At 70.9% G+C, this 19,687-nt stretch carries 15 protein-coding genes; 12 read left to right on the forward strand and 3 right to left on the reverse strand.

Going from position 1 to position 19,687, the window contains the following annotated elements; translation table 11 throughout:
• The first annotated feature begins 179 nt into the window (after nucleotides 1–179).
• From ACIGO6_RS09910 to ACIGO6_RS09920, 3 genes are all read left to right on the forward strand, one after another.
• On the forward strand, nucleotides 180–800 hold the full coding sequence (locus ACIGO6_RS09910; protein ID WP_399873827.1) for a TetR/AcrR family transcriptional regulator: 621 nt from the start codon (nucleotides 180–182) through the stop codon (nucleotides 798–800).
• An 81-nt stretch (nucleotides 801–881) separates the two neighbouring features.
• Entirely contained in the window at nucleotides 882–1,583 is a 702-nt protein-coding gene (locus ACIGO6_RS09915; RefSeq protein WP_399873830.1) for a ribonuclease HII, read from the forward strand.
• A gap of 68 nt (nucleotides 1,584–1,651) precedes the next feature.
• Nucleotides 1,652–2,284 carry a hypothetical protein gene (locus tag ACIGO6_RS09920; RefSeq protein WP_399873832.1) on the forward strand — a complete coding sequence of 211 codons (633 nt, stop codon included), beginning with the start codon at nucleotides 1,652–1,654 and terminating at the stop codon, nucleotides 2,282–2,284.
• Nucleotides 2,285–2,443: 159 nt separating this feature from the next.
• Here ACIGO6_RS09920 and ACIGO6_RS09925 read toward each other — a convergent pair whose 3' ends face one another.
• A complete protein-coding gene (locus tag ACIGO6_RS09925) occupies nucleotides 2,444–3,058 on the reverse strand; it encodes a hypothetical protein (RefSeq protein WP_399873834.1) in 615 nt (204 codons plus the stop codon).
• Nucleotides 3,059–3,339: 281 nt separating this feature from the next.
• Nucleotides 3,340–5,505 (reverse strand): RecQ family ATP-dependent DNA helicase, encoded by a 2,166-nt coding sequence (locus ACIGO6_RS09930; protein ID WP_399873837.1) that lies wholly within the window; start codon nucleotides 5,503–5,505, stop codon nucleotides 3,340–3,342.
• A 141-nt stretch (nucleotides 5,506–5,646) separates the two neighbouring features.
• Here ACIGO6_RS09930 and ACIGO6_RS09935 point away from each other — a divergent pair, with 141 nt between their 5' ends.
• The 6 genes from ACIGO6_RS09935 to ACIGO6_RS09960 all read left to right on the forward strand — a co-directional run bounded on the left by ACIGO6_RS09935 (nucleotide 5,647) and on the right by ACIGO6_RS09960 (nucleotide 14,492).
• Complete coding sequence (locus tag ACIGO6_RS09935) at nucleotides 5,647–7,203, forward strand: DUF4192 domain-containing protein (protein ID WP_399873839.1); 1,557 nt, start codon at nucleotides 5,647–5,649, stop codon at nucleotides 7,201–7,203.
• A 311-nt stretch (nucleotides 7,204–7,514) separates the two neighbouring features.
• Nucleotides 7,515–8,273 (forward strand): NUDIX domain-containing protein, encoded by a 759-nt coding sequence (locus ACIGO6_RS09940; RefSeq protein WP_399873842.1) that lies wholly within the window; start codon nucleotides 7,515–7,517, stop codon nucleotides 8,271–8,273.
• Between the two features lie 173 nt (nucleotides 8,274–8,446).
• Nucleotides 8,447–10,444, forward strand: a complete 1,998-nt coding sequence (locus tag ACIGO6_RS09945) for an ATP-binding cassette domain-containing protein (protein ID WP_399873844.1) — start codon at nucleotides 8,447–8,449, stop codon at nucleotides 10,442–10,444.
• A 160-nt stretch (nucleotides 10,445–10,604) separates the two neighbouring features.
• A complete protein-coding gene (whiH, locus tag ACIGO6_RS09950; RefSeq protein ID WP_399873846.1) occupies nucleotides 10,605–11,492 on the forward strand; it encodes a sporulation transcriptional regulator WhiH in 888 nt (295 codons plus the stop codon).
• Nucleotides 11,493–11,965: 473 nt separating this feature from the next.
• Nucleotides 11,966–13,498 carry an RNA polymerase sigma factor gene (locus ACIGO6_RS09955; protein WP_399873849.1) on the forward strand — a complete coding sequence of 511 codons (1,533 nt, stop codon included), beginning with the start codon at nucleotides 11,966–11,968 and terminating at the stop codon, nucleotides 13,496–13,498.
• Between the two features lie 136 nt (nucleotides 13,499–13,634).
• On the forward strand, nucleotides 13,635–14,492 hold the full coding sequence (locus ACIGO6_RS09960; protein ID WP_399873851.1) for a S1 family peptidase: 858 nt from the start codon (nucleotides 13,635–13,637) through the stop codon (nucleotides 14,490–14,492).
• A gap of 117 nt (nucleotides 14,493–14,609) precedes the next feature.
• Here ACIGO6_RS09960 and ACIGO6_RS09965 read toward each other — a convergent pair whose 3' ends face one another.
• Nucleotides 14,610–14,840, reverse strand: coding sequence for a hypothetical protein (locus ACIGO6_RS09965; protein WP_007445070.1), 231 nt, complete (start codon nucleotides 14,838–14,840; stop codon nucleotides 14,610–14,612).
• Nucleotides 14,841–15,280: 440 nt separating this feature from the next.
• Here ACIGO6_RS09965 and ACIGO6_RS09970 point away from each other — a divergent pair, with 440 nt between their 5' ends.
• The 3 genes from ACIGO6_RS09970 (at nucleotide 15,281) to ACIGO6_RS09980 (ending at nucleotide 19,673) form a co-directional block, all read left to right on the forward strand.
• On the forward strand, nucleotides 15,281–17,404 hold the full coding sequence (locus ACIGO6_RS09970) for a type IIA DNA topoisomerase subunit B (RefSeq protein ID WP_399873854.1): 2,124 nt from the start codon (nucleotides 15,281–15,283) through the stop codon (nucleotides 17,402–17,404).
• 116 nt (nucleotides 17,405–17,520) lie between these two features.
• On the forward strand, nucleotides 17,521–18,084 hold the full coding sequence (locus ACIGO6_RS09975; protein ID WP_399873857.1) for a DUF485 domain-containing protein: 564 nt from the start codon (nucleotides 17,521–17,523) through the stop codon (nucleotides 18,082–18,084).
• On the forward strand, nucleotides 18,081–19,673 hold the full coding sequence (locus ACIGO6_RS09980) for a cation acetate symporter (protein ID WP_399873859.1): 1,593 nt from the start codon (nucleotides 18,081–18,083) through the stop codon (nucleotides 19,671–19,673). The genes ACIGO6_RS09975 and ACIGO6_RS09980 overlap by 4 nt, the downstream gene beginning before the upstream one ends.
• The last annotated feature ends 14 nt before the right edge of the window (nucleotides 19,674–19,687 follow it).

Consider the following 19,687-nt stretch of genomic DNA (forward strand, 5'->3'; position numbering starts at 1 on the left):
CCCCACGAACGTCTTAGTGAACGCTCGCGTTCACTGTTGCTTCAACGTTAGTGACTCCCCGACAGTGAACGCAAGCGTTCACTTGTTGTGCCGCCGAGTGCCCCGTCCCCCGTTGTGGTCGCGCGGTAGGTCCCCCGTCCCCGAAAACCCGCCTTTCCTGTTCCCTGGAGATCCTCGACATGGTTGCTTCGCACTGGGCGGCCGCCTCCGCCCAGACGTCCTCCCGCCGGCGTGGCGCGGTCCTGGAGCGCGCGATCCTCGACGCCGCACTGGACCAGCTCGGCACCGTCGGCTGGAACGGCCTGACGATGGAGGGTGTGGCCGCCGGCGCCCAGACCGGCAAGGCGGCGGTCTACCGCCGCTGGCCTTCCAAGGAGGATCTGGTCGCGGACGCGCTGCGGTCCGGGTTGCCGCAATTCGATACGGTGCCCGACCTCGGGAATGTGCGTGATGACCTGCTGGCGCTGTGCCGGCGGGCGCGCGACGCGATGTTCTCCCGTCCTGGGTCCGCCTTGCGATCGGTCATTCACGAATGCGACAGCATGCAGGCGGAGCGCTTCCATGCGGTGATCATCGCGGGCGTGATCGAGCCGACCCTTGAGATGCTCCGCGAGGTCATCACCCGTGGAATAGAGCGGGGAGAGGTTCGGCGTGACGCGGCGAACGGCTATGTCTTCGATGCCATCCCGGCGATGATGATGTACCGGTCAAAGATTTGTGGAAGCGAATGGTTGGACCAGGAGCTCGAGGAAATGGTCGACCAGCTGATGGTTCCGCTGCTCCGGCCGGACGGCGTCTGATCCCGGGCTGCCCGGGGCCCGGTCGCGCTGGGGGAACCAGGGTGTCGCCGACGGTTCGGGGCGGCGTAGGCTAAGACCGCCATGCCGTACGAACCGCCTACTCACACCGTCGAGCGCTCACTCCGCGCCACGACCGGAGCGAAGATCATTGCCGGTGTCGACGAGGTGGGGCGCGGTGCGTGGGCCGGTCCGGTCACGGTCTGCGCCGCGGTCACCGGGCTGCGCCGACCCCCGGTCGGCCTCACCGATTCCAAGCTGCTGACCGTCAAGCGTCGCGTCGCACTCGCCGCGGAGCTGCGGACCTGGGTGACGTCCTACGCCCTGGGGCACGCCTCTCCGCAGGAGATCGACGCGCTGGGGATGACCGCGGCGCTGCGGCTGGCGGCCGTGCGCGCTCTGGAGACCCTGCCGGTCCGTCCCGATGCCGTCATCCTCGACGGCAAGCACGACTACCTCGGGGCGCCTTGGAAGGTCCGTACGGTGATCAAGGGCGACCAGTCCTGTGTCGCCGTCGCGGCCGCTTCGGTGCTGGCCAAGGTTCAGCGCGACAAAATGATGGCCGAACTGGCTATCGACCATGCAGACTTCGGTTTTGCGGACAACGCCGGGTATCCGTCACCCGTGCACAAGGCGGCACTGGCGGAGCGGGGACCCACCCCGCACCACCGGTTGTCGTGGGCGTATCTTGATGCGCTGCCCCAGTGGCGGCACCTCAAGAAGGTCCGCAGTTGGGTGGACGGAAGCGTTCCGGAAATCGAGGGTCAGCTCGGATTCGATTTCTGACGGTTCCGCTCGCAGGCATGTGCCACCCGCCGACGCGAGCCGCACCAACGTTTGATAAACATCAGCTCATGCCTCTCAGTCCCGAGGAGCCTCAGATTCACGAGAAGGCCCAGGGTCCCCGCGCCACTCCGGCCGGCGGCCGCACCGCGTCGACCCCCCGCCCCGTACCCGGCCCCCGTCCCGCGGCCCCGCCGCGCCCCGGCCGTCCCGGCCCGGTGCGGCCCGTGCCACCGGCGCAACGTGCGTCGCGCGACACGGCCGCGGCCAAACCCGGACCGCCGGGTCCGGCCGCGCCGGCAACTGCCCCGGCCAGCCCGCAGATCCAGCTGATCCCGGCTTCGCCCGAAGGCGCGCTCGACGCCGCCGATGAGGCCGTGGACCTGCTTCTGGACTCGGGCCGTGCCCCCGGTGACGTGCTGGTGATCACCACCGGTAAACCGCACCCGTGGGCCGCCCACGAACTGTCCTTCGGCGATGCCGCCTACTGGGCGCAGCACGACGCGGGCGACGACGTCTTCTACGCGGACGCCGCCGTCGCGGACCGTGCCGCGTCGCGGGCCGTGGTCGTGGTCGTGGTCAACGGCGGCCCCGAAGCCGCCGCTGCCACCGCCCTGTCCGTGGCCCACTCGAGGGCCGGCGCCCTGCTGATCGTCTGTGGTGACCCACAGCGGATCAACTCGGTGCTGGGCGCGGGCGTCTGAGCCCACCGCCGCATGTGCGGCGGGCGCCGGTGCGACCCAAGGGTGCCGGAACGGCTCGCACAGTGGCGGCCCAGTGGTGGCCTCGGCGTGCCTGTGCCCTTGGGTGGAGCCTGCCCGGAGGACGCCACACGGCGCCGCAGCGGGGACCAGTCTCCGTGCTCAGCGGGCCGCCGCGCGGCGCAGCACGTCCGAGGCGACGCCCCCGGTGCGCGGTGGCGGGGGCGGCGCCTCCGACGTGGCGAACGGCTCCGGCGCCGATGCCGCGTTGGGCCGACGTCCACCGCGTCCCTCACCGAGGACCTGCCAGCCGTCACGGGTCAGCGTGATGTACGCGCCGCAGCGCAGCCCGTGCAACGTGCAGGCGTCCCGCAGCCCCCACATCCACGCGCCGTCCTCCTCCGTCCAACGAGCGTCGCCCTCACGGCAGTAGAGCAGCACGGCGGTGCGCACCGGGGTACGGCGCCGCAGGTCGTGCGGGATGACCCGGCGCAGTTGGGCGAGCAGCGCGTTGCGGAACATCCACCCGTCGGCCGGAGCCCGGCGGTTGGTGAACGAGGCGCTCGCGCGCAGTCGTTCGTCCGGATCGAGTACGGCCACGATCGCGGTCGCCGGCCTGGGGCGGTGCCGTGCGTGCAGTCCGCTGACGACTTCCCGCGGGTTGCGCAGCAGCGGAATCCCGGCGGCGGCCCACTCCGCCGGTTCGAGCAGGCGAGTGGCGGAAGCGGCGGGCGACGACAGTGACGCCGCCGAGGACGGAGCGAATCCGAAGGTCACGTTCCTCCCTTCGGCTACGCGCCCACACTGCGGGCGGGGTCGGATTCGGGGGAGCGCGCACCGCAGTGAAGCCCTGCCGGATCACGGACGAGCCGTGCGGGGAGCGGACTTCAATTCTTCCTGTCGAACTTGAATGCGGCAACGAGCAATTGGGACCGACGACCGTTATCGGATGATGCGCGTCCTATCTCCCTACCCACAGCACAGCCGGGTGACGCACGGGGCGCGCCACTCGGGGTCGCGCTAGGCCGTCGGCCGGTGCGGTGCCCCGAGGCGGGCGATCAGCCCTGCACGGCCAGGACCAGCGGCAACACCCCGTGGGCACCGGCACGACGCAGCAGCCGGGCCGCCACCGCCAGGGTCCAGCCGGTCTCGGTGCAGTCGTCCACGAGGAGCACCGGGCCCTGGAGGCCGCTCAGCGTCGCGGCCAGGGCGGGCGGCACCGACAGCGCGCCGTCGAGCACCTTGAGCCGCTGCGCGCTGTTGCTGCGGGACGCCCTCGGCGCCTCACCCGTGTACTCGACCGCACCGAGCAACGGCAGCCGGCCGACCTCGGCGATGCGTGCTCCCAGGGACTGGATCAGCTGAGGCCGGGTGCGCGAGGCGACGGTCACCACCCCGGCCGGGCGTGGCAGGCCGTCGGCCTCGCCCGAGGCCCAGCCCCCGGGCCCCTTGGCCCAGTCGGCCAGCACCGCCACGACCGCCTTCGCGACATCGTCCGGCACCGGACCGTCCGGCGCCTGGGCGGAGAGCATCGGCCGCAGCCGGTTGCCCCAGCCGATGTCGGAAAGCCGACCCAGTGCCCGGCCCGCAGCGGCCTGTTCTCCTGCCGGAATACGCCCCTTCAGGTCGACGCCGATCGCCGGAAGCCCGGTCGGCCACATACGGCGCGGTTCCACCTCGACTCCGGCCCGGCCCAGGTCCACGCGCGCGGCGTCGAGGGCGTCGGTGGAGGTGTCCGCGGTGAAGCGGGCGCCCGCGCAGTTGTCGCACTGGCCGCAGGGCTTGGCGCCCTCGTCGTCCAGCTGACGTTGCAGGAACTCCATCCGGCACTCGGTCGTCGAGGCGTAGTCCCGCATCGCCTGCTGCTCGGCCTTTCGCTGCCGCGCGACCCAGTCGTACCGCTCCGCGTCGTACGTCCACGGCTGGCCGGTCGCGATCCAGCCGCCCTTGACCCGCTTGACCGCGCCGTCCACGTCGAGGACCTTGAGCATGGTCTCCAGCCGGGAGCGGCGCAGCTCCACCAGGGGCTCCAGGGCGGGCAGCGACAGGGGCCGTTCCGCGCGCGCGAGGACGTCGAGAGTGCGGCGCACCAGATCCTCCGACGGGAAGGCCAGTGAGGCGAAGTACTCCCAGATCGCCTCGTCCTCCCTGCCCGGCAGCAGGAGCACCTCGGCATGCTCGACACCGCGCCCGGCCCGGCCGACCTGCTGGTAGTAGGCGATGGGTGAGGACGGCGAGCCCAGATGGACCACGAAACCGAGGTCGGGCTTGTCGAAGCCCATGCCCAGCGCCGAGGTGGCGACCAGCGCCTTGACCCGGTTGGCGAGCAGGTCGTCCTCGGCCTGCTGCCGCTCCGCGTTCTCGGTCTTGCCGGTGTACGACGCGACGGCGTGGCCGCGCTGCCGCAGGAAGGCCGTGACCTCCTCCGCGGCGGCCACGGTGAGTGTGTAGATGATCCCGGAGCCCGGCAATTCGTGAAGGTGGTCGGCGAGCCAGGCCATCCGGTGCGCGGCGTCGGACAGCCGCAGCACACCCAGGCTGAGGCTCTCCCGGTCCAGCGGGCCGCGCAGCACCAGCGCGTCCGACGTGCCTCCGGTCCCCAGCTGCTCCGCGACGTCGGCGGTCACACGTGCGTTGGCGGTGGCGGTCGTCGCCAGGACGGGCACCCCTGGTGGCAGGTCGGTGAGCATCGTGCGCAGCCGCCGGTAGTCCGGGCGGAAGTCGTGGCCCCAGTCGGAGATGCAGTGGGCCTCGTCCACCACGAGCAGTCCGGTCGCGGCGGAGAGCTTGGGCAGCACCTGATCGCGGAAGTCCGGGTTGTTGAGCCGCTCCGGACTCACCAGCAGCACATCGACCTCGCCCGCGGCGATCTCGTTCTGGATCGCGTCCCAGTCCTCGGTGTTGGAGGAGTTGATGGTCCGGGCGTGGATGCCGGCCCGGGCCGCGGCCTCGACCTGGTTGCGCATCAGCGCGAGCAGCGGCGAGACGATCACCGTGGGGCCGGCACCTCTGGCGCGCAGCAGCGCGGTCGCCACGAAGTAGACCGCGGACTTGCCCCACCCCGTGCGCTGGACGACCAGGGCCCGACGCCGGTCGGCGACCAGCGCCTCGATCGCCCGCCACTGGTCCTCCCGCAGCCGGGCGCCGCCCGAGGCGTCCCCGACGAGGCGGGCGAGGACCGCATCGGCCGCTGCCCGGAGATCCGCATTGCTCGTGTGCTCCATGCATTCCATACAACAGGACAGGACTGACAGCCGGGCCCGGAGGGACGCGGCGCGGTCGCCGGACGCATGGCGTGACGTGACCCTGATCAGAGTTATCCACAGGGCAAAGCGGAACTCCTTGATCTGCGAGATCGTCGGGCCATGACGAACCACAGCGAAACGACCGGATCCTCCGAGAACGGCGACATCCCGGGCCCGGGACAGCCGGGCCGCGCGGCCCCCGGCCCGTACGACAGCCTCGTCGACGAAGGCCAGGTCACCCTGCGCACCCCCGGCGAGCTGGCCGATGCCCTGCCCTACCTGCTGGGGTACCGCCCGGAGGACAGCATCGTGCTGGTCGCCCTGCGTGACAGGGACGGGCGTGGCCGGTTCGGCGGCCGTGCCCGTCTGGGCATCCCCGCGAACTCGGACGACTGGGCGAGTGCGGCCGGGCAGCTGGCCCACGGCCTGGTGACGGGCAGCGAGCGCCGAGGGGCCCGGCCCGAGCAGATGGTCGCCTACCTCTGCCAGGAACCGGGGCGGGGCGAGACCGGCCGAGAGGTCATGGAGCGGCTGCGTCCGCTGGCCCAGAAGCTGCGCGTCGAGTGCGGCGCCCTCGACGTACCGGTGGTCGAGGCGCTGTGCATCTCGGACGGGCGCTTCTGGTCGTACTGCTGCGACGACGAGGCCTGTTGCCCGGCCGAAGGTGTCCCGATGGGGCTGCCGGGCACGTCCGTGCTGGCCGCGGCGGCCACCTACGCCGGCATCCAGGTGCGAGGCTCGCTGCGCGAGCTGCGGGCCAGGATGCTGCCCTGGGAAAGCGGCGCGGCACGCGAGCAGACGGCCGCTCTGGACGCGGCCGCCATGACGGTGGTCTCCCGGATCCTCGACGACGCGGGCCGCGCGGAGGTGGCGGAGGAGACGCTGTGCCTGGCGCAGCGGGTCATGCGACGGCTCGGCGAGGCCCCGCCCGTGTCCGGCGTTCCCGCGGAGGACCTGCGCGACGACCAGCTGCTGGCGCACGACGAGGCGGCGGCGCTGATCCTCGGCCTCCAGGACCGTACGACCCGTGACCGTGCGGCCGCGTGGATGGAGGGCGACGAGGCCGGACCCGCGCTACGCCTCTGGCGGGCCCTGGCCCGCCGCTGCGTCGGCCCCTACGGCGAACACGCGGCTGCGCCGCTGACCCTCGCGGGGTGGGTCGCCTGGTCCGTCGGTGACGAGCTGGAGGCCCGAGAGGCTCTGGCCATGGCCTTGGGCGCAGATCAGGACTATCTGTTCGCCCGGCTCCTGCACCAGGCGTGCAACGAGGGCCTCGATCCCGAGTCGATTCGCCGCTGTCTGCGGGCGGGGCGTGAGGGCCGTGACGGCACCGGCGGTGGCACGTCGGGCGGTGAGGAGCAGGCCGGTGGGTCCGGGGAACGCGAGCCGGCCGATCCCACGCCCGCTCCGGCGGCGCGGGTCGGCCGACGGCGCCGCCCGCGCTCCGTCGCCTCGCCCGACGGTGTCCTTGGCCGTGCGAGGGTGCAGGGTCGTGAACCGCGCGCGAAGATCGTGCGTCCGCGCACTCCGGCGGGCGGTGAACGCCCTGGCGGGGCTCGGACGGGCCGCACGCGTCCGCGCGCCTCGCGGAAGGAGTCGACGGGTCAGGAGGGCGTCTGCCGAGGAGGTGGACGTACGGGAGAGCAGGGGGCCGAGGGCGGGAGCGAGCGCCTCTGAAGCGGGCGGCCCCGCCGAAGACAGCGGCGGTTCCCGGCTGTGTCCCGGACGCGGGCCCGGCTCTGGGCGAGCTCGGCCGACCGTGCCGTGCCGTGCCGGAGCAGCCTGCTCCGTGCGGATCGGCCGCTTCGGCCCGGTCATGGCCGAAGCGGCGGGGACTACGGGCGCAACCGGGTCGTGACCTGGCCTGACGAGACATGGAGGACACCCGGGCGCGGTTGGCGTGATGGATGTCCGACCGATGTGGATCAGTCGTCGGAGCGGCCGACGAAGGGAGTGTTTATCGTCAGGCAGACGACTATGATCGCCGCATGCCCTACGACCCGTCAGCCTTTCCGCCCTTCGCCGTCACCGTGGACCTGGTCGTGCTGACCGTGCGTCGCCACTCCCTGTGTGCGCTGGCGGTGCGCAGGGGTGAGCCGCCCTTCCAGGGCCGCTGGGCCCTGCCCGGTGGTTTCGTACGGGCAGACGAGGACCTGGCGCAGGCGGCGGCGCGAGAGCTGGCCGAGGAGACGGGACTGTGCGTCCACGACCCTGCTGCTCCCACCCAGGACAACGGTGCGCACCTGGAGCAGCTCGCGACGTACGGCGACCCCGAGCGCGATCCCCGGATGCGTGTGGTCAGCGTCGCCCACCTCGCGCTCGCTCCCGACCTGCCCGCTCCCCGGGCGGGCGGTGACGCCAGCAACGCGCGCTGGGCGCCGGTCGAGGAACTGCTGGAGCAGGGCGGTTACGGCCGTGACGGCGAGCCGACGGCGCTGCTCGCCTTCGATCACGCCCAAATCCTGGCGGACGGGGTGGAACGAGCCCGCTCCAAGATCGAGTACTCCTCACTTGCCACCGCGTTCTGCCCGCCCGAGTTCACGGTCGGCGAGTTGCGCCGCGTCTACGAGGCGGTGTGGAGCGTGTCGCTCGATCCGCGCAACTTCCACCGCAAGGTGACGGGAACCCCGGGCTTCCTCGTCCCCACCGGTGGGACGACCACCCGCCAGGGCGGCCGCCCCGCTCAGCTCTTCCGGGCCGGGGGCGCGACTCTCCTCAACCCCCCGATGCTGCGTCCCGAGGTCTGACACCGAGGCCCGGGCGGGCCCCGAGGTGAACGGCGAGCAAGGGGTCGGCCAGGGAATCGACCAGGAAATCGACCGGGGAGTCGACCAGGGAATCGTTACGCGGCACGTCACCTCGGGTCCGACAGGCCGCGCGATGCCCGAAAATACCGATATGGCACGCTATCTTGCTCAGGGTGATCCAGGCCTTCGGACTGACCAGCAACCCTCGCAAGGAGTTTCCGCCCGCAGCCGACGACGTCTCCTTCGAGGCGCGCGCCGGCCGCGTCACCGCACTGCTCGGAGCATCGGGCGCCGGCAAGACGACGGTGCTCAGACTCATGCTCGAACTCGAACGCGGTCGTGGTCTCACCCACTTCAGAGGCCGCCCCCTGCACCGCATCGCCCATCCTTCGCACGAGGTCGGCGTACTGCTGGGCGATGTGCCGGGCCACCCCGCCCGAACGGTTCGCGGCCATCTCCGCATGCTGTGCGCGGCGGCCGGTGTGCCGGTCCGGCGCGCCGACGAAGTCCTGGAGTCGGTCGGACTCGTGAGTCTGCGCGGCGAACGCCTCGGCGCCCTCTCGCGCGGCATGGACCGACGTCTCGGACTGGCCTGCGCCCTGCTTCCCGACCCGCACACCCTGGTCCTCGACGACCCCGCCGGCGCGCTCTCCGCCCGCGAGGCCCGCTGGCTCCACGGCATGCTGCGCGCTCACGCCGCTCAGGGTGGCACCGTTCTGTTCAGCACGGGGGACCCCAAGGAGGCCGCGCGTGCCGCCGACCACGTCGTCACGCTGGAGCGGGGCAGAGTCGTCGCCGACCAGGAGGCCGCGGTCTTCTCCCGCACCCGTCTGCGCCCCCGTGTCGCCGTCCGCAGCCCGCACGCCCCCCGCCTCGCCGCCGTCCTGACCAAAGAGGCCCGCGCGGCCCGCCGTTCCGTCGAGATCGTGCGCGAGGGCGGCAACCGCCTCGCCGTGTACGGCAGTACGTGTGCCGACATCGGCGAAACCGCGTTCCGCCACGGGGTTCTGGTACACCAACTGGCCGACGAGGTGGGGGACATGGGGCCCGGGGCGGGCACGACCGCCGCAGCCCGGCAGCAGCAGACGCAGAGCCGCCCACTGTCGGACACCGCGCCTGCCGCCTCGGAGCCGCTGCCACCCCCCCAGGGACGTCGTGCCGCTCCCCAACCCGGCAACGATCCCGCGCCCGACGGCGTCCCCGCCCCCGACGGCGTCCCCGCCCCCGATGGCGTCCCCGCCCCCGATGGTCAGCAGGAGCAGGAGCAGGAGCAGGAGACTGACCACCACGCCCCGTCCGCGACCGCCACCCCCGGGCCCCGGCCGCGCCCCTACACCGCGCTCAACCCCACCGCACGTGGCGCCCTCTCCCCGCTCCCACCCCCCATTTCCGTCAGCTCCGCCCCCAGCCCGCTGCGCCCCCTCCGCTACGAACTCCGCCGTGCGGTCGGCATCAGCACCGGGTTCGTCACCGGTGCCGTGGTGCTCGTCGTGTCCGCCGTCACCGCACTGGTGCTGGCCCGCATCGGGCACACCCCGCAGCCGCGTCTCCTGGCCGCGTGGCCGCGGGAACTGCCCCTGCCTCCCGCGGCGCTCGGCGCCGGGCTGCTCGGTGCGCTCGCCTTCGGCGACGAGTTCCGCCACCCCGCGCTGGCGGCGGACCGCGGCACCGTGCCCCGCCGGATCGGGCTGCTGACCGCCAAACTTCTCGTCTCCGCGGCCGGCGCGCTGGTGCTGGCCGCCCTGACGGTGGGCTGCAATGCCGAAGTGCTCCATCTCTTGTACGGACAGGAACTGGTGCGGCTCCCCGCCGACTGGCCCGCACTGAGCGCCGGTTGGCTCGGGCTCGTCGTTGGATGCGCATGGTCCGGCGTGCTCGCCGCGGGCGTCTTCCGGTCCACGACGGCCGGGCTCGCCGCGGTGGTCGCCGTTCCCGTCCTGGTCCTGCCGCTCGTACAGGAGCTCTGGGAAGGGCCGTCCGTGCGGACCGCCGCCGGCCTCCCGATGCGGGTGCGCGAGGTTCTCCTGACGCAGTGGCCGTTCGGTGGTGAGCGGTATGTGGCCGAAGTGCTGCGCGTGCTCGTCCAACCCGTGGGCAGCGCAATGACGTTGTCCCTCACCGTCTTGCTCTGCGCGTATCTGCTCATGACCCTGCGCAGCAGGGCCCGGTGAGGCCCGCCCACCCCTCCGGTCCGACCGTGTGCACAACTCCCCGGGGAAAGCACATTTCTTTCCGATAAGGCGTCAATTGCGACGGGGTGAGCGATCACCCTTTCGTGTGCTTTTCACCAAAGCCCTCAAGGGAGTTGAAGACGACGCCGACAAAGGATGCGTGACTACCCTTGCGCACTCCATGATGACCGCCGCCCGCTCCGCCGACTCCGGCCTCGCGAACCCGGGCGAACTCGACCGCTACCCCTACGCGGAGACGCCCGCCGTCGACCGCGTCGGGGCGCCCGCCTGGGAGGGGCCGGAGCCCGAGCTGGGCCGCGTGGGCCGGCGCACTGCGGGCAGCCGTGGCCGCGGACTGCACGGGCAACTCGTCCAGCAGCTGGGTCAGATGATCGTTTCGGGTGATCTGGGCGCCGACCGCCCGCTGGTGCCCGAGGAGATCGGCCAGCGTTTTGAGGTGTCCCGTACCGTTGTCCGTGAGTCCCTGCGCGTGCTGGAGGCCAAGGGCCTGGTCAGTGCCCGCCCGAACGTCGGCACGCGTGTGCGTCCCGTCAGCGACTGGAACCTCCTCGACCCGGACATCATCGAATGGCGTGCCTTCGGGCCGCAGCGCGATGACCAGCGCCGTGAGCTCAGCGAGCTGCGCTGGACGATCGAGCCGCTCGCCGCGCGCCTCGCCGCCGGGCACGGACGCGAGGACGTCCAGCAGCGTCTGTCCGACATGGTGGGGATCATGGGGCACGCCATGGGGCAGGGTGACGCTCTCACCTTCTCCCGTGCCGACGCCGAGTTCCACACCCTGCTCATCCAGGTCGCGGGCAACCGGATGCTGGATCACCTGTCCGGGATCGTGTCCGCCGCCCTCCATGTCTCCGGTGGCCCGGTCACAGGATGTGACCGGCCGAACGACGTGTCCCTGGCGCAGCACGGCCGGATCGTCGATGCCCTCGCCACGGGGGACGGCGCGGCGGCCGAGGCGGCCATGCGCCAGCTTCTGACCGTCCACCCCGAGGTGGAGCGCGTGGTGCCTGCACCGCGCGATCACTGACCGCGTTCCGCCGGAACGGCATGGGCCGGTCGCTCCAGACTCCTCCTATGGCAGTGGCCGGCCGGTGCGCCGCCGCGGACCCCGCGGAATCCTCGGCGATTCCGCGGGGTCCGACGGTGTGAGGGGTACGACGGTGTGATGAGAGGCCGAGCCTTCTCGGGCGGTCGGCGGTCGGCGGTCGGTATCCCGGCTCGACCGGGGCATATCCGTCGGCGACCGACTTCGTCCTTGTATGACCAATTTTGATAGCTTACGGGGTGTGACTCGGGCCACGCGGATTGGGCGTAACGCTCGTGGGAACAACGCGATGACCTAAGAGGTGACAGCCGCGGAGGGAATACGGACGCCGTTCATGGCGCTGTGCTTCTCCCCGGCCCCCGCCCGCGCCGTCGGCCCACTCCCAAGCCGGCGGTCGGCTCCTGTCCGCCTGGACGGGGCCGGAAGCCGTTTTCCAACGTTCCGAGAGGTTGTTCGTGTCGGCCAGCACATCCCGTACGCTCCCGCCGGAGATCGCCGAGTCCGTCTCTGTCATGGCGCTCATTGAGCGGGGAAAGGCTGAGGGGCAGATCGCCGGCGATGACGTGCGTCGGGCCTTCGAAGCTGACCAGATTCCGGCCACTCAGTGGAAGAACGTACTGCGCAGCCTCAACCAGATCCTCGAGGAAGAGGGTGTGACGCTGATGGTCAGTGCCGCAGAGCCCAAGCGCACCCGAAAGAGCGTCGCGGCGAAGAGTCCCGCCAAGCGCACCGCCACGAAGGCGGTCGCGGCGAAGACGGTGACCAGCAGGAAGGCCACCGCCCCCGCCACCCCGGCGGCGCCCGCCGCCGACCCCGCCGTCGAGGAAGAGACGACCGCCAAGAAGGCGGCGGCCAAGAAGACGACCGCCAAGAAGGCGGCCGTGAAGAAGACGACCGCCAAGAAGACGGCGGCCAAGAAGACGAGCGCCAAGAAGGAAGACGGCGAGCTTCTCGAGGACGAGGCGATCGAGGAGCCGAAGGCCGCGACGGACGAGCCCGAGGGCACCGAGAACGCGGGCTTCGTGCTGTCCGACGAGGACGAGGACGACGCTCCGGCCCAGCAGGTCGCCGCGGCCGGCGCCACCGCCGACCCGGTCAAGGACTACCTCAAGCAGATCGGCAAGGTCCCCCTCCTCAACGCGGAGCAGGAGGTCGAGCTCGCCAAGCGCATCGAGGCGGGGCTGTTCGCCGAGGACAAGCTGGCGAACTCCGACAAGCTCGCTCCCAAGCTCAAGCGTGAGCTGGAGATCATCGCCGAGGACGGCCGCCGCGCCAAGAACCACCTCCTGGAGGCCAACCTCCGCCTGGTGGTCTCCCTGGCCAAGCGCTACACCGGTCGCGGCATGCTCTTCCTGGACCTCATCCAGGAGGGCAACCTCGGTCTGATCCGCGCGGTGGAGAAGTTCGACTACACCAAGGGCTACAAGTTCTCCACGTACGCCACCTGGTGGATCCGTCAGGCGATCACCCGCGCGATGGCCGACCAGGCCCGCACCATCCGTATCCCGGTGCACATGGTCGAGGTCATCAACAAGCTCGCGCGCGTGCAGCGCCAGATGCTCCAGGACCTGGGCCGCGAGCCCACCCCGGAGGAGCTGGCCAAGGAGCTCGACATGACCCCCGAGAAGGTCATCGAGGTCCAGAAGTACGGTCGCGAGCCCATCTCGCTGCACACCCCGCTGGGCGAGGACGGCGACAGCGAGTTCGGTGACCTCATCGAGGACTCCGAGGCCGTCGTCCCGGCCGACGCGGTGAGCTTCACGCTCCTGCAGGAGCAGCTGCACTCCGTCCTGGACACCCTGTCCGAGCGTGAGGCCGGCGTCGTCTCCATGCGGTTCGGTCTCACCGACGGTCAGCCGAAGACCCTCGACGAGATCGGCAAGGTGTACGGCGTCACGCGCGAGCGCATCCGCCAGATCGAGTCGAAGACCATGTCGAAGCTGCGCCACCCGTCGCGCTCGCAGGTGCTGCGCGACTACCTCGACTAGGCCGCACTCGTACCACCGCGAAGGCCCGGTTCCCGCTCAGGCGGAAACCGGGCCTTCGCGCTGACCAGCGGGTGCGCCGTACCGCGGTCTGAATCACTCTGGGTGTCCCATGACCACCTCAAAGTGAGGAGCCTGCATGCGTGGCCTCGTTGCCCGGGCGCTGGCCCGGCCGCTGGTCCTGGCGGCCGCGGCGACCGCGATACCTCTGGTGTCCGCCGCTCCCGCAGCCGCCGACAGCATCGTCGTAGGGGGGTTTCCGGTCGATGTGGCAGAGAGCCCCTGGACCGTCGCCCTGTCCAGTCGTGACCGGTTCGGTGGTACGCGGGCGGGACAGTTCTGCGGGGGAGTGGCCGTCGGCCGGACCACCGTACTCACGGCGGCGCACTGTCTGGGGGAGGAGGTTCTCGGGTCGCCGCCCCAGCAGGTGCGCGACCTGAAGGTCATAGCGGGTCGTACGGACCTGCGCTCGGACCAGGGTCACGAGATCCCCGTGCGCGACGTCTGGGTCAACCCGGCGCACGACGATGTCACCAACGCAGGTGACTTTGCCGTACTCACCCTGTCCAAGGCGCTTCCCACCGGCTCGGACATAGGCATGGCGGCGGCCGGCGATGCCGCCTACGAACCGGAAACGGGGGCGCTCGTCTACGGATGGGGAGACGCCTCGGGCACCGGGGACTATGCGAACGGGCTGCGCGCGGCACGCGTGCGTGTGCTTCCCGACGCGGACTGTGAGCGGGCATACCCCGGAAGCCATGACGGGCGGTATCACGCCGACACCATGCTGTGCGCGGGGGAGCAGGGCGGCGGCCGCGATGCCTGCCAGGGGGACAGTGGTGGGCCGCTGGTCGCCAAGGGCAAGCTCATCGGACTCGTGTCCTGGGGGAGTGGCTGCGGGCGCCCGGGCAATCCCGGGGTGTACACGCGCGTCTCCGCTGTTCTACAGGCGCTGGGCTGGGGCGGCACCGCCGAACGGCAGCACGAGGGCGTCTGACGGCCCTCTGACGCCTCCCCGGTACCCGACGAGTACGAGCGGCCGCCTCCGGACTGCGGAGACGGCCGCTCGTTCAATCGGCCTGTGCCGGGTTCGCTCGTCGTCGGGCGCGTAGTGTCAGCGCTCTTCCTCGGCGGAAGATGCCGGAACGGCCGTGAGCCGCTCCGTCTCGTCCTGTATCTCAGCGGCGATCTTCTTGAGTTCCGGCTCGAACTTGCGCCCGTGGTGGGCGCAGAAGAGCAGTTCTCCGCCGCTCAGCAGGACGACGCGCAGGTATGCCTGGGCGCCGCAGCGGTCGCACCGATCGGCGGCCGTCAGCGGGCTTGCGGAAGTCAGAACAGTAGTCACGTCGCCTCTTCTCTAGCTCGACGAGCTGTCGTACCAGGGTCAACATCCAACCAGCCCCAAAACGTTCCCGCTCGTGGCTTTTCCTCGAAAAAATTTTCCGAGGGGCCGGCTGTTGCCGGTTGGCGGCGAATGTGCCGTATTGCGTGTCTCTGTGTCGTACGGGTTCGCGCAGTCGGTCAGGGTCGGTCCCGCCGGCTGGGTTGCCGGTTTGTTCATGAGGACGTGCCCGGAGCCTAAATGGTTCATGCCTCGAAGGGAACGTGATGTGCACTTCACCCCATCGAGGGATCGAACAGGCATGCGACCCTGGACTAGGGTGAGTCTTCGACGAGGGTGGCATTACAACGGCTCTACCAGGCCTCGGTACCCTCTGACCGGTGAACCGAGCCGCGCCCTTACCCAGCGGGGCCCCATCTGAAATTCAGCGAGGAGCGAACCGCGTGACCGCCGAGACATCCGTGCCGTCCACTGCGCTGCTGGCAGGAGCAGACCGGGACGGATCCAACTACACCGCGCGGCACCTGCTCGTCCTCGAGGGGCTCGAGGCCGTGCGCAAGCGTCCGGGCATGTACATCGGATCGACCGACAGCCGTGGTCTGATGCACTGCCTCTGGGAGATCATCGACAACTCCGTCGACGAAGCTCTCGGTGGTTACTGCGACCACATCGAGGTGATCCTCCACGACGACGCCTCGGTGGAGGTCAGGGACAACGGCCGCGGCATCCCGGTCGACGTCGAGCCCAAGACCGGCCTGTCCGGTGTCGAGGTCGTCATGACCAAGCTGCACGCCGGTGGAAAGTTCGGCGGCGGCTCGTACGCCGCTTCCGGCGGTCTGCACGGCGTCGGCGCCTCCGTGGTGAACGCCCTGTCGGCCCGGCTGGACATCGAGGTGGACCGTGGCGGGAACACCCACGCCATCAGTTTCCGGCGCGGTGTTCCGGGTGCGTTCGCGGGGGCGGGGCCGGAGGCCAAGTTCGAGGCCAAGAACGGACTGCGCAAGGCCAAGAAGATCCCCAAGTCCCGCAACGGCACGCGCGTGCGGTACTGGGCGGACCGCCAGATCTTCCTCAAGGACGCCAAGCTCTCCCTGGAGACGCTGCACCAGCGCGCCCGCCAGACCGCGTTCCTGGTGCCCGGGCTGACGATCGTCGTCCGTGACGAGTTCGGCCTCGGTGACGGCGGCAGCAAGGGCGAGGAGTCCTTCCGCTTCGACGGCGGCATCAGTGAGTTCTGCGAGTTCCTGGCCGGCGACCGGCCCGTCTGCGACGTCCTCCGCTTCAGCGGGCAGGGCAGCTTCAAGGAGACGGTCCCGGTGCTCGACGAGCACGGCCAGATGACGCCCACCGAGGTCACCCGCGACCTCGGCGTCGACGTCGCGATGCGCTGGGGCACCGGTTACGACACCACCGTCAAGTCCTTCGTCAACATCATCGCCACGCCCAAGGGCGGGACCCACGTCGCCGGCTTCGAGCAGGCGGTCGCGAAGACGATGAACGAGGCGCTGCGGGCCAAGAAGCTGCTGCGCGTCGCCGAGGACGACATCGTCAAGGACGACGCCCTGGAGGGACTCACGGCGGTCGTGACGGTCCGTCTCGCCGAGCCCCAGTTCGAGGGGCAGACCAAGGAGGTCCTCGGTACCTCCGCCGCCCGCCGCATCGTGAACAACGTGATCACCAAGGAACTCAAGGCGTTCCTGACCTCCACCAAGCGGGACGCCGCCCAGCAGGCGCGTGTGGTCATGGAGAAGGCCGTCGCCGCGGCGCGCACCCGCATCGCCGCCCGTCAGCACAAGGACGCCCAGCGCCGCAAGACGGCTCTGGAGTCCTCCTCGCTGCCCGCGAAGCTCGCCGACTGCCGCAGCGACGACGTCGATCGCAGCGAGCTGTTCATCGTCGAGGGCGACTCCGCGCTGGGCACGGCGAAGCTCGCCCGGAACTCCGAGTTCCAGGCGCTGCTGCCGATCCGCGGCAAGATCCTCAACGTTCAGAAGTCGTCCGTGACGGACATGCTGAAGAACGCCGAGTGCGGCGCCATCATCCAGGTCATAGGGGCCGGGTCCGGCCGTACCTTCGACATCGACGCGGCCCGCTACGGCAAGATCATCATGATGACCGACGCCGATGTGGACGGCTCCCACATCCGTACGCTCCTGCTGACCCTGTTCCACCGCTACATGCGGCCCATGGTGGAGGCGGGCCGGGTCTTCGCCGCGGTGCCGCCGCTGCACCGCATCGAGCTCGTCCAGCCGAAGAAGGGCCAGGACAAGTACGTCTACACGTACTCGGACCGCGAGCTGCGCGACAAGCTCATGGAGTTCCAGAGCAAGGGCATCCGGTACAAGGACTCGATCCAGCGGTACAAGGGCCTGGGCGAGATGGACGCCGACCAGCTGGCCGAGACGACCATGGACCCGCGGCGCCGTACCCTGCGCCGGATCAACCTCACCGATCTGGACTCCGCCGAGCAGGTCTTCGACCTGCTCATGGGCAATGACGTCGCTCCTCGCAAGGAGTTCATCTCCAGCTCGGCGGCGACGCTGGACCGCTCGCGCATCGACGCGTAGCCGTCGGGCCTGCCCGGGACCGAGTCCCGGGCAGGCCCGGGGGGGGAGTCACCTGATGGGGTGAAGTACGCAGGGAAGAAGAGTCAGGGATCTTCCCGTTCTGTCCATCCTTGGGCATGCAGCCAAGCAACGATCGCCCACGCGGTGCCGGGGGTGGTTCCGAAAGCGTGGTCGACCCCCGCGACGGCCTGGACCCGGCCTTCGGTCAAGGGTCTCCGACTCCGCGGTACGACGATCCGTGGTATGACGCCCTCGCCTCCGGCTGGGGCGAGCCGGCGGGCCCGGCGGCCTCCGACGCGGCGCTGCCCTGGATGCGCCCGCAACCGGCCGGGGAGCCGCCTCGGGCCGCAGCCGACGTGTACCTGGAGGTTCAGCGCAGCGCGGCCTTCCGAGAGGTCCGCAGCCGGTACCGCAGGTTCGTGGTCCCGGCGGTGGCCGCCTTCTTCGTCTGGTACGTCGCCTACGTCGTGACCGCCACCACCGCGCCCGCGCTGATGGCCCGGCCGGTGGCAGGGGCGGTGAACGTGGCGATGCTCGCAGGGCTCGGGCAGTTCCTCACCACGTTCCTGCTCACCTGGGCGTACGCCCGGCACGCTCGGCTGCGCAGGGACCGGGCCGCGCTCGAGCTGCGCTGGGACACCCAGGAACTGACGCGTGGCGTACGAGGCGGTGCCTCGTGACCGGCGACCATCAGTCACTGGCGCTGCTGCTGTTCAGCACGTTCGTCGCCGTGACGCTGGCGATCACGACGTGGGTGAGCCGCACCCGGCACGGATCCGCGGAGGAGTTCTACGCGGGCGGCCGCCTCTTCTCCCCCATGGAGAATGGTTTTGCCATCGCGGGTGACTACATGTCGGCCGCGTCCTTCCTGGGCATCTCCGGCCTCATCGCGCTCTACGGCTACGACGGCATGCTGTACTCGGTGGGCTTTCTGGTGGCCTGGCTCGTGGTGCTGTTCCTCGTCGCCGAACTGGTCCGCAACTGCGGCAGGTTCACCCTCGCCGACGTCGTCGCCGCACGGATGCGGGAGCGGCCCGTGCGGATCGCGGCGGGCACCTCCTCGGTCACCGTGTCCGTCCTGTACCTGGTGGCGCAGATGGTGGGCGCGGGCAGCCTGGTCGCGCTGCTGCTCGGGGGCACGACCGAGGCGGCCCGGACCTGGACCGTCATCGGCGTCGGCGCGCTCATGGTGATCTATGTGTCGCTGGGCGGGATGCGGGCCACCACCTGGATCCAGATCGTGAAGGCGGTCCTGCTGCTCGGCGGCACCGTGGCCCTGACCGCGCTCGTCCTGGTGCGCTTCCACGGCGACATCGACCGGCTGCTGCGCACGGCGGCCGAGCGCAGCGGACACGGCGACGCCTTCCTGGCGCCCGGCCTGGCGTACGGCGGGGACTGGATCTCCCGCTTCGACTTCATCAGCCTCGGACTCGCCCTCGTGCTGGGCACGGCCGGCCTGCCGCACATCCTGTCGCGTTTCTACACGGTGCCCACCGCCCGCGCGGCACGGCGCTCGGTCGTCTGGTCGATCGGCCTCATCGGCGGCTTCTACCTGATGACGATCGTGCTCGGCTTCGGTGCCGCCGCCCTCGTCGGGCCGCATGCGGTGCGAGAGTCGAACGCCGCCGGGAACACGGCGGTCCCGCTGCTGGCCCTCGACCTTGGCGGCGGCGCGGACTCCACCGGCGGGACGGTTCTGTTCGCGGTCGTGGCGGCCGTCGCCTTCGCCACCATCCTCGCGGTGGTCGCCGGAATCACCCTGGCCTCCTCGGCATCCGTGGCCCACGACCTGTACGCGTCTTTGCGACGCCGCGGCGCCCGGCCGCGCAGTGAGGTCGCCGTGGCCCGCACCGCCGCCGTCGGCATCGGTGCCGTCGCGATCGGCCTCGGCCTGCTCGCCCGCGACCTCAACGTGGCGTTCCTGGTGGGCCTCGCCTTCGCCGTCGCGGCGTCCGCGAACCTCCCGGTGCTGCTCTACTCGCTGTTCTGGCGCGGTTTCACCACACGCGGCGCCGTGTGGGCCGTGTACGGCGGTCTGATTCCGGCGGTGGTGCTCGTACTGCTGTCCCCGGTGGTGTCGGGCAGCCCGCAGGCGCTGTTCCCGGGCGTCGACTTCCAGTACTTCCCGCTGCAGAACCCCGGCCTCGTCTCGATCCCGCTGGGCTTCGTCGCGGGCTGGCTCGGCACGGTCACCTCGCCGGAGGTTCCGGACGAGGCACGACACGCCGAGACGGAGGTGCGCTCGCTCACCGGGGCGGGGGCCGTCTAGCAGGCGCAGCGAAC

Origin of the sequence: Streptomyces sp. NPDC053750 (assembly GCF_044544295.1) — a bacterium.
In the GTDB taxonomy this organism is placed as follows: domain Bacteria; phylum Actinomycetota; class Actinomycetes; order Streptomycetales; family Streptomycetaceae; genus Streptomyces.

Excerpts from the sequence above, each read along its gene's own strand:
- ACIGO6_RS09910 (WP_399873827.1), top strand. The coding sequence starts at position 180 with ATGGTTGCTTCGCACTGGGCGGCCGCCTCCGCCCAGACGTCCTCCCGC.
- ACIGO6_RS09915 (WP_399873830.1), top strand. The coding sequence starts at position 882 with ATGCCGTACGAACCGCCTACTCACACCGTCGAGCGCTCACTCCGCGCC.
- ACIGO6_RS09920 (WP_399873832.1), top strand. The coding sequence starts at position 1,652 with ATGCCTCTCAGTCCCGAGGAGCCTCAGATTCACGAGAAGGCCCAGGGT.
- ACIGO6_RS09930 (WP_399873837.1), bottom strand. The coding sequence starts at position 5,505 with ATGGAGCACACGAGCAATGCGGATCTCCGGGCAGCGGCCGATGCGGTC.
- ACIGO6_RS09935 (WP_399873839.1), top strand. The coding sequence starts at position 5,647 with ATGACGAACCACAGCGAAACGACCGGATCCTCCGAGAACGGCGACATC.
- ACIGO6_RS09940 (WP_399873842.1), top strand. The coding sequence starts at position 7,515 with ATGCCCTACGACCCGTCAGCCTTTCCGCCCTTCGCCGTCACCGTGGAC.
- ACIGO6_RS09960 (WP_399873851.1), top strand. The coding sequence starts at position 13,635 with ATGCGTGGCCTCGTTGCCCGGGCGCTGGCCCGGCCGCTGGTCCTGGCG.
- ACIGO6_RS09975 (WP_399873857.1), top strand. The coding sequence starts at position 17,521 with ATGCAGCCAAGCAACGATCGCCCACGCGGTGCCGGGGGTGGTTCCGAA.